The organism is Pectobacterium quasiaquaticum (assembly GCF_014946775.2).
GTDB lineage: Bacteria > Pseudomonadota > Gammaproteobacteria > Enterobacterales > Enterobacteriaceae > Pectobacterium > Pectobacterium aquaticum.
This window is the reverse complement of sequence record NZ_CP065177.1, coordinates 536,584-552,416: the sequence shown is the minus strand read 5'-3', so window position 1 is coordinate 552,416 and position 15,833 is coordinate 536,584. Positions and strand designations below refer to the sequence as shown.

6 protein-coding genes are annotated in these 15,833 nt (G+C 58.1%); 1 reads left to right on the top strand and 5 read right to left on the bottom strand.

What is annotated here, in order from left to right; genetic code table 11:
• Positions 1–35 precede the first annotated feature (35 nt).
• On the top strand, positions 36–1,682 hold the full coding sequence (gene groL / locus IG609_RS02560) for a chaperonin GroEL (RefSeq protein WP_010282899.1): 1,647 nt from the start codon (positions 36–38) through the stop codon (positions 1,680–1,682).
• 878 nt (positions 1,683–2,560) lie between these two features.
• On the opposite strand, the gene IG609_RS02555 is transcribed toward groL, so the two are convergent.
• Genes IG609_RS02555 through IG609_RS02535 form a run of 5 tightly spaced genes read right to left on the bottom strand, consistent with a single transcriptional unit; the run spans position 2,561 to position 15,827 of the window.
• The gene (locus IG609_RS02555; protein WP_193397882.1) at positions 2,561–4,663 is read right to left on the bottom strand and encodes an amino acid adenylation domain-containing protein; all 2,103 of its coding nucleotides are present in this window, start codon (positions 4,661–4,663) and stop codon (positions 2,561–2,563) included.
• On the bottom strand, positions 4,660–11,013 hold the full coding sequence (locus IG609_RS02550; RefSeq protein WP_193397881.1) for a non-ribosomal peptide synthetase: 6,354 nt from the start codon (positions 11,011–11,013) through the stop codon (positions 4,660–4,662). The genes IG609_RS02555 and IG609_RS02550 overlap by 4 nt, the downstream gene beginning before the upstream one ends.
• 22 nt (positions 11,014–11,035) lie before the next feature.
• A complete protein-coding gene (dhbA, locus tag IG609_RS02545) occupies positions 11,036–11,806 on the bottom strand; it encodes a 2,3-dihydro-2,3-dihydroxybenzoate dehydrogenase (protein WP_193397880.1) in 771 nt (256 codons plus the stop codon).
• Positions 11,807–11,811: 5 nt separating this feature from the next.
• Complete coding sequence (locus IG609_RS02540; RefSeq protein ID WP_193397879.1) at positions 11,812–14,955, bottom strand: non-ribosomal peptide synthetase; 3,144 nt, start codon at positions 14,953–14,955, stop codon at positions 11,812–11,814.
• Positions 14,952–15,827 (bottom strand): isochorismatase, encoded by an 876-nt coding sequence (locus IG609_RS02535; protein ID WP_193397878.1) that lies wholly within the window; start codon positions 15,825–15,827, stop codon positions 14,952–14,954. Before IG609_RS02535 ends, IG609_RS02540 begins: the two co-directional genes overlap by 4 nt.
• Positions 15,828–15,833 lie beyond the last annotated feature (6 nt).

Sequence of the window (15,833 nt, the reverse complement as noted above, 5' to 3'; positions counted from 1 at the left end):
TCATCTGAACTGAAAGAATTTGAGGGAAATAGACCATGGCAGCTAAAGACGTAAAATTCGGTAATGACGCTCGCGTGAAAATGCTGCGCGGCGTAAATGTACTGGCTGATGCAGTGAAGGTTACCCTAGGCCCGAAAGGCCGTAATGTCGTGTTGGATAAATCCTTCGGTGCACCGACCATTACTAAAGACGGCGTATCTGTTGCGCGTGAAATCGAGCTGGAAGACAAGTTCGAGAACATGGGCGCACAGATGGTGAAAGAAGTTGCCTCTAAAGCGAATGACGCAGCAGGCGACGGCACCACGACCGCAACCGTATTGGCGCAGGCTATCATCACTGAAGGCCTGAAAGCTGTTGCAGCGGGCATGAACCCGATGGATCTGAAGCGCGGTATCGATAAAGCCGTTATCGCTGCTGTTGAAGAGCTGAAAGCACTGTCTGTACCGTGCTCTGACTCTAAAGCTATCGCTCAGGTTGGTACCATCTCTGCTAACTCCGACGAAACCGTAGGCAAAATGATTGCCGAAGCCATGGACAAAGTCGGTAAAGAAGGCGTGATCACCGTTGAAGAAGGTACCGGTCTGCAAGACGAGCTGGACGTGGTTGAAGGTATGCAGTTCGACCGTGGCTACCTGTCTCCGTACTTCATCAACAAGCCGGAAACGGGTGCTGTAGAACTGGAAAGCCCGTTCATCCTGCTGGCTGATAAAAAAATCTCCAACATCCGCGAAATGCTGCCAGTACTGGAAGCCGTAGCGAAAGCCGGCAAACCGCTGGTTATCGTTGCTGAAGATGTTGAAGGCGAAGCGCTGGCAACGCTGGTGGTTAACACCATGCGTGGCATCGTTAAAGTTGCTGCGGTGAAAGCACCGGGCTTCGGCGACCGTCGTAAAGCAATGCTGCAAGATATCGCGACGCTGACTGGCGGTACCGTTATCTCTGAAGAGATCGGTCTGGAGCTGGAAAAAGCGACGCTGGAAGATCTGGGTCAGGCAAAACGCGTTGTGATCAACAAAGACACCACTACCATCATCGATGGTACGGGTGAAGAAGCTGCGATCCAGGGCCGTGTTGCTCAGATCCGTCAGCAGGTTGAAGAAGCAACGTCTGATTACGACAAAGAAAAACTGCAAGAGCGTGTGGCTAAACTGGCTGGCGGCGTAGCCGTTATCAAAGTTGGCGCAGCAACTGAAGTTGAAATGAAAGAGAAGAAAGCACGCGTTGAAGATGCCCTGGCTGCGACTCGCGCCGCGGTAGAAGAAGGCGTGGTTGCGGGTGGTGGTGTTGCGCTGGTTCGCGTTGCAGCCAAACTGGCTTCTCTGACTGCTCAAAACGAAGACCAGAACGTGGGTATCAAAGTTGCGCTGCGCGCGATGGAAGCACCACTGCGTCAGATCGTTTCCAACGCTGGCGAAGAGCCATCTGTGGTTGCGAACAGCGTTAAAGCGGGCGAAGGTAACTACGGTTACAACGCAGCAACGGAAGAATACGGCAACATGATCGACTTCGGTATCCTGGATCCAACCAAAGTCACCCGTTCTGCGCTGCAGTTCGCGGCTTCCGTTGCCGGTCTGATGATCACCACCGAATGTATGGTTACCGACCTGCCGAAAAGCGATGCACCTGACTTAGGTGGCGCTGGTGGTATGGGCGGCATGGGTGGTATGGGCGGCATGATGTAGTGCGACGAGAGTCGTGTAGGTAGCTAGCCTGGCGGACTACTTTTCATAGTGAGTATTAACGAATGTTATGCTCACTATTTCCCGCTGAATTAGCACAAATATGATAAATGTCCGATGTTCCGGATTTTAAATTCCTCCGGAACATCGGCTCTTCGCTAAGCGAAGAACTCACTTCTGGATATGGCTTTAAAGTCAGAATCCCCTAAAACTTACAAATATCTTAACTGTTATAACTATTTGAAATTTATCAAATATAGTAACGATTATAACTATTGTAACGTCCAAAAGATTCACGCTGAAGCAAGTTGAGGTTTGACTTGTGATGTAGCGGCATAACTATCGTCTTTATCAAATCTATCAACGAAGCCGCATGCTGGGCGGCGTTCGCGCCAAAATGGGCTTCAACCGCGATAAAGCAAAAATGGATGCACGTGGACGTTCAATTACGTTTGGCGATGACGCCCGTCAGGAGCACCAGTAAACCGCGACTTCCCCTTATCATCATGCTGTTTTATATAAAAATAATATAGCGATGGAACAGGGAGGGATCGTTACCCGGCGTAAAAATTATGCTGAGGAGATAGCAGGCTTAGGATGAGCCGCATGGACGCGGCGAAAGCTTGCGCCACGTATGGAACGTGTCGCAAGCGGTCCTCTAAGCCTGATACCGACGAAGGCATCGCGCAGCGACATAATTTAGCCGGAAGCCAGGGTTCACAGGGCGACGGCAACTGAGCCGCCCTGTGTCGGGCGCGTGCTACGAGGTAGCATGAGAATAGCAGTATTGTGGCGCACGAAACCGTCTCCGCATTCACATAGAATGTGACCAGGAAACCGCTAATCGCGGTGAAAGGGCAGCACCGCTGCCCCACTTACGATCAGACATCCGTCAGGCGCTTGCGATCGACCTTACCGCTGCCAGTTTTGGGCAGCTTGTCGAGCACCACAATGCGTCCCGGCACCATGTAAGCCGGTAAGAACTGATGCAGCTGTTTACGCAACGCCAGTTTAGTCATCTCCGAGCCGGGTTTATATTCCACGTAGCCGACCAGCACCGCCTCATCCCCTTCACCCTGAAGTTTGACGGCCGCATCCTGCACCTGCTCGATCCGCTTCAATTGCGCCTCGATCTCCCCTAACTCGATGCGAAATCCCCGTAACTTCACCTGATCGTCGAAACGCCCCAGATACTGATAGCGATCGTCCGCCAGCAGCCGGACTTTATCCCCGGTGCGGTACATTCGCTGTCCAGACTCCGCCTGCTGAATAAAACGATCCTGCGTCAGATCGTCACGCTGCCAGTATCCGCTGCTCAGCGCTTCACCGAGAATGCACAGTTCGCCGACCATCCCTTCCGACAGCGGATGACGATCGTCATCGATCACCAGATGCTGGTAGCCCGCCAGCGTGTTGCCCAGCGCGACCGTGTGCTGGTTCTCCAATGCCGCGCCGTCAATCTGCGCCATCTGCGACCAAATTGTCGCTTCGGTTGGTCCATAGCAATTCCACAGCGTCTTACAACGGCTGACCAGACGCTGCGCCAGTCGCAGATCCAGCGCTTCACCGCCGCACAGCGCCACCAGATCGGGTTTGCCCTGCCAGCCCGCCTTGAACATCATTCGCCAAAACGCGGGCGTGGCCTGCAATACGTTGATCTCAGGCCTAGCCTGCAAATAGGCCGCGACCGCCTGCGGATCTTTGTATTCCTCATGCGTAGTCAGATGCTGCACGCCGCCAACCCACAGCGGCGCAAACACTTCCAGCATGGAGATATCAAACGCCAGCGTGGTAATCAGCAGCCAGTTGGCGTTATCCGTTAAAGCCAGCCGATCTACGCTGGCATGAATAAAGGTTTGCAGCGCCCGCTGACCAATCACCACGCCCTTTGGTTTCCCCGTCGAACCGGAGGTAAACATCATGTAGGCCGCGGTTTCCGGCCCACCGATCCGCGCCAACTGTATGCTCGCCGTGGAATCGCTGGCGGCATACGGTAAATCACACAGGTTCAGTATCGGGCAATCAAACGCCAGCGAACCGCCGGTATAGCCGTCCTGCAAGACCGCTGCCAGCGCCGCTTCCTGCTGAATCGCCTGTAGACGCTCTCCCGGAAAATCCGGCTCCAGCGGCACAAACGTCACCTGAGAAAACAGGCAGGCCAGCAGCGCCGCCACGGTGTCAGGCTGACGGCTAAGGTGCAGCCCCACGCGCTGACCGGCCGTCACCCCTTGCGCCGCCAGCGCCTGCTGAATCAGCGCCACGCGTTGCAGCAGTTCCCGATAGCGAATTTCGCGTTCCTGAAAGGCGATCGCCACACGATCCTGACGAGTTTCCTCAGTAAGACGCGCCAGCAGTTCATCGTGCAGCGCGAGCGTCGTCGCCCTGTGCGGTAGCGGTGCCACCTGCGGACTGAAGCGAATCTGCGCCAGACGCTCCCAGCGCTGTGTCAGCAGGCCATCAAGTAGCTGCGTGAGATCGCAGGCAATACGCTGTAGCTGCCGATTGTCGAACTGCCCATCAGGCGCGGTCAGAATGACCCGATCGTGCTGAACCTGCACGATGAGCGCCACATTCTGAGCTACGGCAGGTAACGATGCCCTCTCCCCCACGATCAGCAGGCTGCTAAACAGCGCATGCTGGGTATCTGCGGCCGGAATCTCTGGCGCAGACTGCGGATCGCATGACGATCCCACGGCGGCGATCCACTCGCTGACGAGACGATCGCGCTGTTGAAAATGCACGATCAGCGGCCTTACGCTGTCAGGAAGATCGCCTGTGACGAGCGCCGCACACACCTGCTCTTCACCGCTGTATTTGTACAGCAGCCAGCTCCACGCCGCGCTCACCAGCGACGTGGGATAGTGCTTAACCAATTCACTGCTGTGCCGCTGTTCACTGTGCGCTGCTCCCGCCCGCTGCCCGAAGGCCGTGGGTTGTTGGATATCCGCCAGCGGATTCCCCACTGCTTCATCGTTCCCTGTCATGACAGCGTTTCCTCATTGGCGGTAACCCTCGACTGTGCCAGATACCCGCTCAGCGCCTGCGGTGACGGGTAGCGTTGTAAAAGCGCCACACTCACCGGCTGCGCTAACACACGGCTCAATGCCTGTGCCAACGCAATACGCTGGAGCGAATCAACACCGCTTTCACACAACGTCTGCGACCAGAGGCCGGATTCATTGAGATGTAGCACCTGCGCCCACACGCGCAGCAGCGACTGGGCTGACGGCGTATCCGGCTGGCTAATACCGCTATCTGCCACCGTTTTCTGCGCAACCACCGAGCCTGTCGCTTTCTCATGCCCGATAATCTCGGCTGGCTGCTGCGGTGAGCTATTGATTAGTGCGACCACTTCGTCATGCCAGCGCATCAGCACCCGACGCGCCTGCGCACTGTCCAGCACATCAGCGTCAAACTCGAAACGCAGCAGCATGCAGCCCGCCTGCTCACGCACCACCAGATTCAGCGGCATCTCGACTTTTTCATAGGCGGCGGAGAACTCGGGAGATAGCCGATGCGGATCGTCAGCGCATTGGCCCTGCTCTGCTTTTGCGCCGGGCTGCTTTTCATAAATAGGATAGTTTTCATAAATAAACAGGCTGTTGAACAGACGCGAGCGTCCGGCCGTCAGCGCAATCAGCGACTGCGTAGCATGCTGGTTCATCGCCATCAGCTCATTCTGCAACTGCACCAGATGCTGTTGCAGCGATACCAGCTGCTGCCAGCTCAGCGCCAGCGGCAGGCTGTTGATGTACAGACCCACGCTGCTCGCCACGTCCTCCACCGGACTTTCCCTGCCCGACAGCACATTCCCGACAATACTGACCGCATCACCGGTTGACCGCGCCAGCAGCCGGTGCCAGGCATATTGCGCGATAATGCTGTGCGTAACGCCCACCTCACGGGCAAAAGCGGTTAACGTCGCCTGATCCTGTTCGTTCAGGCTCACGCCGGTGACCTGCGGTTCAACCTGCGTAAGATGCTGGCTGAGATCGGCGCGTTTCCCCGCCGCCGCAAACAGCATCGCTACATCGTTCGTCTGCGCCAGCAGCGGCTGCCGCTGCTGCCAGAAAGCCTCAACAGCGGACTGCTGCGCCACGGCATGCCGCGCATAATCCACATAAGCACGATCCACCTGAATCGCGGATGTTTCGCCGTGCATAAATGTTTCGCCGTTCATCAACATCTGATAATCACGATGCACCGCGCCTAGCAGCTGCGGACCACTCCAGCCATCAATCACGCTGTGATGACAGCTCAGGAGCACCCGATAATCCTGCTCACCCAAACGGAAACAGGCAATACGCAACAGCGGCGGCTGCGACAAGTTAAATCCGGTGCGTAAATCCTGCTGGCGATAGCGTTCGATGACAGCCAGTGGGTCGGCCTCCTGCGCCACATCCTGATAGTAGAAAGGCAGGTCTGCCTGCGTCACAATCACCTGCACGCTGGCATACTCGCTTTCCAGCGCGGCACGTAGCGCCGGGAAACGCTGAATCTGACGCTGCCATGCCTGACGATAGCCTTCCACGTCCAGCGCCTGCGCGTAGCGAATCGGCGTTTGCAGATGATAAGCATCGTCCTGCGGACAGCGTAGACGGTGATACAGCATCGACTGCTGGAGCGATGACAGCGGCAGCAACGTGTCGATGTCATAACGCTGCGACAGGCTGTCGAGTTGCGTCTGGCTCAGCGTCACCGCTGGGAAGTCGCTGGGGGTAAAGACCGTGCCGTGACGCAGCTGTGCCAGACAGGCTGCCGTCAGCGCACGCAGATTCTCCGTGAACCGCGCCATCAGACGTTCGCTGTCGCGCTGGTTGAGGCAACCCACCTGACGCAGCGTCAGCTGTCCGCGCGCAATACCGCCGTGAAGGCTGATAATCTCCGCCGGTTTATTCTCCGGCGAAACGCAGCCTCCCGGCGCAACATCCACCGGACGCCACACGCCAGCCGCCTGAACCGACAGCCCGAGATAGTTGAATACAATCGGCGAGAGCGTCAGCGCATTGCCCTGCGGATGGTGGTAGCGCAGCGGGTTAAACCCAACGCCTTTATCCGGCACCTGACGCAGCTGTTCTTTGCTGGATTTAATCAAGGAAGCCCAGTCGAACCGATCTTGCAGACACACCGGATAGGTGCTGGTAAACCACCCCACCGTGCGGCTGACATCCAGCGTCGGCTCAATCGCTTCGCGGCCGTGCCCTTCCAGCATGATGCGCGCTTTGTCGCCCCAGCCGAGATCGTTTAGCGTGCGGGTCAGCGCCGCCAGCAGCAGATCGCTGACGTCGGTATTAAAGGCACGGTTAGCCTCGCTCACCAGTTGGCCTGTGGTTTCCGCGTCCAGCGTCAGAATCGCAGCACTAGCCAGGCCCTGCGGATCTTTCGCCGCCAGCAGTGCCGTCTGATCTACGCCGTCTTCCTGCGCCAGCCAGTACGTCAGCTGTTCCGCATGTTGTGTGGCGTAGTTTTGCAGTGCCGCCCCCCACTGGCGATAGCTCGACGTTTTCGGCAGCAGCGGTTCACCGAGGTACAGCCGCTCCAGATCGTCGACCAGAATGCGCCAGGAGACGGCATCAATCACCAGATGATGGAAAGCGAGGAACACAGCCGTGTCTGCCTGCGGATGGTGACGCACCAGTGCGGCGGCCATCGTTCTTCCCTGCGCGGGATCGAATTCACTCTGTAGCGCGGTAAACGCCTGTTGCAGGCCGTCGTCACCAAGCTGGCGATAATCCAGCGTCAACACCGCAGGACAAGGCACATCCGTCAGATAGCGCTGCCCGTCGGCATCACAGGCCAGACGTAGCGCGTCATGTTGCGCCATCAGCGCCTGCAACATCGCGGTAAGGCGTTCGGTATCCACGTCCGGCAGTTGGATCATCGCAGCCTGATTCCAGTGCTCAGGACGTGCCAATGGCTGTTCCACAAACCAGCGCTGAATCGGCAGCAGCGCGAATTCGCCTTCCAGCGTGCCCTGCTCCGCCACAATTCCTGTGTCGTGGTTATTCTGCGCCAGCACGCGACACAGACGCCGCACGCTTTTTGCTTCGAAAACGTCTTTCACCGTGCAAACATAGCCCGCGCTGCGCAAGCGCGTCGTCAGTTGGATACTGAGGATGGAATCACCGCCTAAGCGGAAGAAATCATCCTCGACGCCCAGCGGCGTATTCAGCACGCTGCGCCAAATCGCCAGTACGTCCGCTTCCAGCGGATTATCGGCTTCACCGTCGCCTTCACTTGCCTCCAGCACCGGCGGCAGCTGTTTCGTATCCAGCTTGCCGTTTGGCGTCAGCGGCATATCTTCGAGCAGAATCAGTCGGAACGGCACCATGTATTCCGGCAGGTGCTTCGCGACATCAATCAGCACGGCGGCAGGTTCCGGCGTGCTGCTGCCCGCTTTCACCGTGCCATAGGCAACCAGCGCCGGACGGTTTCCGACCTGTGCCACGACGACTTTCATCTGCTTCAGCGACGGACATACCGCCGCCAGCTGTGCCTCAATTTCACCCGGCTCAATGCGATAGCCGCGCAGCTTAATCTGCTCATCAATACGGCCACAGTATTCATAGTCGCCGTTGTTCAGCAGTCTGGCCTTATCACCCGTGCGATAAATACGCAGCGTCGCCGTGCTCTGTTCGGTGTTGTTCACGTCATTCAGCGTGATGTGCTCAAAGCGGCTGGCGGTCATCTGCGGCTGGTTGAGATAACCGCGCGCCAACCCAAGCCCCGCAAGACACAGTTCACCCGGCACGCCCGCCGGACACAGCTGTCCTGCTGCGTCCAGAATCAACGCCTGAATATGGGCGATGGGTTTGCCGATGGTCACAGGCTGACCTTTACGCAGGCGGGTGCTCAACGCGGTAACGGTACACTCCGTCGGCCCGTACATGTTGTACAGCGCGACCTTATCGGCCCAGTTTTCCACCACGGCGTTCGGGCAAGCTTCACCGCCCATGCCAATCGCCTGAATGCCGTTAACGTGCAGTGGATCGAGAATTGACATCAGCGCCGTCGGTAGGATCAGATGCGTCGCCCCCGCTTGTTCGGCCTGCACAATCGCCCGATCGTTGGGTTCGCCAAACGCCAGCGTGCCACCGCTGCTCAGCGGCAACAGCGTCGTCATGTTACCGGCGTCAAACGAGAGCGACATGCAGTTGAACATGGTGCTTCGCGGCGTGAACGCGATGCGATCGCGATGATCGTCCAGCAGATTGATCAGCGAACCGTGTTCGATCATGACGCCCTTCGGCAGACCGGTCGATCCCGAGGTGTAGATCACCTGTGCCAGTTGCTGTGCATGGCGCAGAATGGCTGGCGGTTGATCGCCCGGCAGATCGTGCCACTGCGCGACAACCGTAGGATCGGTCAGATCGATGCACTGTTCGGCAGACCACTGTGCCAGCTGCTGCCCATCGCCGCCGAGAATGACGGCAAGATTAGCATCGGTAATGATGTGGCGCAGCCGTTCCGGCGGATAGTCAGGATCCAACGGCACATAGGCAGCACCCGCTTTCCAGACGGCCAGCAGCGCAATGACAAAATAGCGATCGCGCTTCGCCAGCACGCCAACCAGCGACTGTTCGCCCAGCCCCTGACGGTGCAGCCAGTGCGCAAGCTGATTCGACTGCCTGTTCAGTTCAGCATACGTCAGCGTATCGGTGCGCTGTTCGCCATCAAAGGCTATCGCCAGTTGCTGGGGATCGCGCTGGGCGATGGCTTCAATCACGTCGGTTACCGTCAGCTGCGGCTGCGGATAGCTACGCGGTAGCTGCTGGCTTTCCGCCAGCATGGCGGCAAAGCGATCCGCTTCCATCAGCGGCAGATGCCAGACATCGGTTTCCGGTGCCTCAACCACGGCCTCAATCAGCCGGATAAAACGGTCGGCGTAATATTGGATCGTCTGACGCTCAAACAGCGCAGTGGCAAACAGCCAGTCCAGCCGCACCTCGCCCATCAGCTCCGTCACCTTGACCGAAATATCGGTCTTGGCAGGCAGCACCGGCGACGTTTCTTCCGCCGCATCACAACCGGGGATCAGATCGTTAAAATCCACTTTGGCCTGATACACCAGCATTACCTGGAAGATCGGGTTGATCGCGGTGGTGCGATCGGAACCGATCGCCTCGCTCAGCGCTTCAAAACGATAGAGTTGATGATCGAACGCTGACAGATCCTGCTCACGGCAGTATTGCAGGTAATCGACAAAGCTCTGGCTGTCCTGCAACTGGGTGCGCAGCACGATGGTGTTAACGAAGAAGCCGACGACATCTTCGATATCCGGCCGCTCGCGGTAGGCCAGCGGTGAACCAATGACGATATCTTTCTCGCCGCTGATCCGCGCCAGCATCAGGGAAAACACCGCATGCAAGCCGATAAAATTAGACGTGTTGTAGCGCTGGCACAGGCGTTTGAATTTATCCCACAGATCGTTGTTGATCGCGGAGAAGATCACCTCACCACCGCTGTTCTGGTGTGCCGGACGCGGTTTATCCAGCGGCAGGCTGTGCACCTCAGGGATCCCCGTCAGCCGCTCAACCCAGAACGGTTTGAACTCGTTGTGGTAATCCAGAAACGAGGCGGAATTGAACCAATGTGCGTAGTCAATATAGTTAAGCTGCGTCGGCTCGGCGGGATGAGGCTGGCGGTTTTGACAGGCCAGAAAAGCCGGTTTGAAGTCCGCAAACATATTCTTCACCGACCAGCCGTCGGAAATAATATGGTGCTGGGTGATCATCAGAACGTGCACTCGCTCGCTCATTTTCACCAGCCGCACGCGGGTGAGATCGCCCGCCGTGAGATCGAACGGGCGACTGATTTCCGCTTTTACCTGCTGCTGCAAGCGCGCTTCCCGCTCGGCTTCCGGCAGCGGTGAGAAGTCATCATGCTGTATCACAAACGGTTGATAGGCATCGATACGCTGTTCACCCTTGCCCTGTTCATTGACCACAAAGCGGGTGCGCAGGCTGGCATGGCGCTGCGCCAGCGCGTCAAAGGCAAACTCCAGCGCCGCCACATCCAGCGTGCCGGTCAGGCGAAAATAGACCGGCATATTGTAGAGGTGTGACTGCTCTTCGTACTGTTCGATAAACCACAGTCCGCTTTGCGATGACGACAGCGGGCCAGACGTGGCATTTTGCGGCGTGATGGGGCGCTCAAACGCCTGCTGCGCCGTCAGGCAGCGCACAATGGCGTCTTTGTTTTCCTTAATCGTGCGCCCGATGTCTGCCGTGATCGCGTCTTTGTTGGACTGCGAAATCAACTGCCCCTGTGGATTCAACGCCAGACGAACGCCCTGCCGTTCCAACTGCTTTAACAGCGTTACGATATCTTTCATGACTTGTCACTCTCTCAGCAAATCAGGCCGTCAGCGTTGCCCCGCCATCCACCACCACGTCCTGCATGGTGATGTGGCTGGCCAGATCGGAAGCCAGAAAAACCACGGTATTGGCAATCTCTTCCGGCTGAGCAATCTTGCCCAGCGGAATCCCCAGTTTGTACTGGTCAGGAAAGCCCGCGATAGTGCGCTGCTCGGCATCGGCGCTGTGCCACATGCCGCGCTGCATCGGCGTATCCGTCGATCCCGGTGACACCAGATTGCAGCGCACGCCGTAAGGTGCCAGCTCCAGACCGGCACAGTGAGACAGGCTGGTGAGCGCCGCTTTTGAAGCGCAGTACGCCGCCATCTGTAGACGGGGGACATGCGCAGCATTGGAGCCGACACAGACAATCGCGCCACGGCGCTGCTGCTTGAAATGCGGAACCAGTGCGTTCAGCAGGTAAAACGCACCGGAGGCGTTGACGTTGATGCACTGGTGCCAGTCGTCCACGCTCAGCGCGTCGATGTCGCCCAAGCGCAGAATCCCGGCGGCGTTGACCAGCACGTCGAGCCCCGTTTCTGCTAACTGCTGGCGACAGACCGCCGCCACGCTGTCCGGTTTGCTGATATCCAGCGTCACGCAGGTAAACGGATGATCGTAATGTCGAAATGCGCGGTCGAAGCCGATCACGTTCGCGCCCAGCGTGACAAACTGGCGGGCAATGCTTTCGCCAATGCCGCTCGCCGCACCGGTGACCCAGACGGTCTGGCCGCTGAAATCAAACTGAAGAGGTTGTGCCTGGTTCATCATTTTCCCTACCACACCATTTCCACGCTGTTTTCATCCTGTGACAGCCGGTCGTCGAGATAGCGGCAGAAGTCGCTGAGCTGGGGATGATCGAACACATCAGACACCTTGATGCTGACGGAAAATTCAGCGGCCAGACGGTTGACGATCTGGATGGTCTGCAACGACTGTCCGCCCAGTTCGAAGAAGTTATCCCGCGATTGGATCCCCGACACGCCGAGGATCTGCTGCCAGATGGCGCTAACCCGATTCTCGGTTTCGCTGGCTAACGCCTGCGCCGGTGCCTCGTCGCGGTATTCCGCTAATAGACGCTTGCGATCGACCTTGTTGGAGCCAGTTTTCGGCAACTGGCGGAAGGCGCGATAATCGGTCGGGATCATTGCTGGCGGCAGTACGCTGCCCAGACGCTGTTTCAGCGCACGCGCATCAATCTCACCGGCTTTCGTGGCGACAAATGCCACCAGACGCCGCACGCCGTTGGGGTAAACAATGCCCTGCACGCAGGCTTCATCAACGTCCGGCTGCGCCAGAAGATGGGCTTCGACTTCCCCTGGCTGAATCCGGTAGCCGCTGATTTTAAATTCGTTGTCCATACGTCCGAGGTACAGCAGCTGTCCCTTTTCCAGCCGGACTCTGTCGCCCGTGCGGTAAGCCGGAAGATCCCGATCGCCCACCGCTATTTGCGTAAACGCCGTATGTTCTGTACCGATGTAACCCGCCGCCAGCGTTGGCCCCAGCAGCACCAGTTCCCCTTCTGCCGCAGGACGATCGCCCGCTGCCAGAATCAGCGCGTTGACACCCGCCAGCGGCAGACCGATAGGAAGCTGCGCCACATCGGCAGACTGTATTTGCAGATCGCAACTGGTCGCCACCACCGTGGTTTCCGTTGGGCCATAGGTGTTGATTAAGCGCAGCGTATCCGGCGCATGGCGTTGCCACTGCGCCAGCTGTTCGGGGTACACCGCTTCACCGCCGATGATGATGGCACGCAGTGCGGAAGGCATGGTCAGCGTGCCGGTTTTCAGCCCCACCACCCATTCGTTCCAGAATGCGGTCGGCAGATCGAGCAGCGTAATCGCCTGCTCTTCGACCTGCTCGACAAAGGTCGGAATCGATTCCAGCATCTCATCGGTGCGCAGCACCAATGTCGCACCACTGGTCAGCGTGGCAAAAATTTCTTCAATGCTGGCATCGAAATTGAACGGGGCAAATTGCAGCACGCGATCCACCGCTCGCAGGCCGTAGCGCTGACGTGCCGCCGCCGTGAAGTGATCTAACGCGTCAGCGCCGATCTCCACGCCCTTCGGCAATCCAGTCGATCCCGAGGTGAACATGACATAGGCAATCTGCCCGTCTCTCGCTTCCACAGGTGGCCGCGCGGCAGCCTGTGCGCTGGATGACAGAAGATGCCCCGCAAGAACGATCTCGCCGGAAAAGACCGACGCCAGCCGATGCTGGTAATCCGCCTGCGTCACAATCGTGCGCAGCCCGCCAATCTGGATGATGTGCTGCTGACGTTCGTGCGGCTGTTCAGGATCGAGCGGCACATACACCGCACCGCACTGCATCACGGCCAGCAGGCAAATGATGGTTTCCGGGCTGCGATTCAGCATGATGCCAATGCGCTCACCGGGCTGAACGCCGCGCTCATGCAGCGCCGCAGCGGCCTGACCGCTCAGATCCAGCAACTGCTGGTAGCTGTACTGCCGGTCGCGCTGCGTCAGCGCTGGATGATGCGGGTTTTTACGCGCCTGCCTGGCAATCGCGGTCAGAACCGGTTCGACAAAAGGTTCAGGTTCGCGGCTGGTGATCAGCGCCAGTTCGCGTTCTTCACGCAGCCAGCGTCCCAACAGCTCGCCGCTGGTCTGCTGCGGCTGTGCCAGCCAGCGTTGAAGCAGCGTGAACAGCGTTTCTTGCAGGTTGGCAAGCGCTTCTGCGCTGTAACAGGCTGGGTTGGCATCAAAATCCAATACCGGTGTGCCATCGGGTTTGAAGTGGATCTCGATCGTCAGATCTTCTACCGGTCCGGCGCTGAGATTCAGCGTGCTGGACGACAGCGATCCGTAGTTGAGAGGATGATCGAACGGCATGATATTGATCAGCGGGCCGAAGAGTCGCTGCTCGCCGCCGACGCGGTTCAGATCGCGCCGTAAATGCTCATAGCGATAATGCTGATGACGACGTAGCGTGCGTTTGGTGCGGGCAACCTGCTGTGCCAGTGTGACAAAGTCCGCCTGCTCATCGACCTGAATGCACAGCGGCACGATATTCATCTGCATGCTCGGCACCGTCAGCGAGGCGGAGCCGATGCGGTTCATCACCATCATGCCGAACGTCAGTCTGTCGCTGCCGGACACCAGCTTGAGGTGCGTCGCCAGCATCGCCAGAAACAGATCCGGCCAGCTGATTTTATTGCCTTCACACAGCGCGGTCAGCGGCTGCCAGATATCCGTCGGCAACACGCTGCTCTGGCGCAAAAAACGCGCCGCAATCGGTGCTTTCTTCTCGCTGAAACTGGCCGGTTCCGGCATCGCGTTCAGTGTTTCCAGCCAGAAATCGCGCGCCTGCGCCGTCTGCCCACTGGCATCGCGCTGCTGTTCTTCTTCCAGTACCTCGCTGAACGGGCCGAACTCCGCCACCGCCACGGGTTGCCCCGCCGTCAGCGCGGTATAGATCTGGGCGATGCGTTGAAACAGCATCGTCGTGCCAAAGCCGTCCAGCGCAATGTGGTGCACGCAACTATAGAGAAAATCACGTTTTTCACCGCACAGCAGCGCAAAGCGGCAGGGTAATCCATTCAGCAAATCCAGCGGCTGGGCGATTTCCTCACGCGCCCACTGGCGTATCGTCTGCGCTTCATCCGTCATCGGCGCAGGCAACAGTTCACTAATCGGCAGTACGCCGATCGGCACTGGCAGTTGTGAAGCCACAAAGCCGATTTCCGGCTGGTCGGCGTGCTCACCCGCCACTTCAACAAACTGGCAGTACAGACACTCGCACTCCATGACCGCCTGACGGATCGCGCTCAGCATGGCTTCGATATCGACTTTGCCGTCAAACGCAATGCACTCCGCCGTGTTGAACGTCGCCTTATCATCGTTCAGGGCATGGCCTAACCACAGCCCGCGCTGCGCAACGCTCAACGGCTTCATGATGCAACTCCCTGCTGTTTTTCGATCAGCGCCCACCAGGCATTCAGGCTGGGGTTACGCGCCAGATCGACAAAGCTCAGCGTGACGCCCTGATTGCGCCATTCGGTCAGCAGCGCCATCATGCGCACCGAATCCAGACCGTAGTCGATCAGGTTTTCATCTTCATCGAACTGATCTTCTTCTTCGTCGATCAAGGTCAGCAGGTGTGCTCTCAGTCCTTGTTTCGTCAGTGCCTGTGCCATTTTTGCTCCTGTGAGTTCTGCCGTGCTAACCACCCGTCCGGCGCGCGTCGCCACGTACTTCAGCGCCATCTGGTGTTCCTGAAGTGAGAAATCCGCCACTGCATCGCCGACCATGAACGGCTTGATGTCGCGCATGAAGGCATCCGTCGCGGTAATCATGCAGCCGATATGTGCGTAAACGCCGCAAATAATCAGTTGATCTTTACCCATCTCTTTCATCATCGGTTCCAGCGGTGAACGGTGGAATGCGCTGTAGCGCCACTTCACCAGCACCGTGTCGCGCTCATCTGGTGCCAGTGCGCTCACGACGCGCTGTTTTTCCGGATGATTATTCAGCCCTGCGCCCCACATGTCGTTCAGCAGCGCCCGGTCGGCCGCGCTTTGCTCGTTCGGCTGCGCGGTATACACCACCGGAATCCCCTGTGCTTTGCAGTAGGTTCGCAACGCCACAATGTTCTCGATCAACTGCTGCGCCAGCGGGCTGTCCGCGCCATAGAAATTCACGAAATAGTCCTGCATGTCGTGAATCAGCAGCACCGCGCGCTCAGGTTCAAACGCCCAAGAAACCTTGTTCTCAGGGAAATCCTGTGCGCGCGGCAGGGGATAAGACGCAATAGAAGGGATTGCCATCACAAA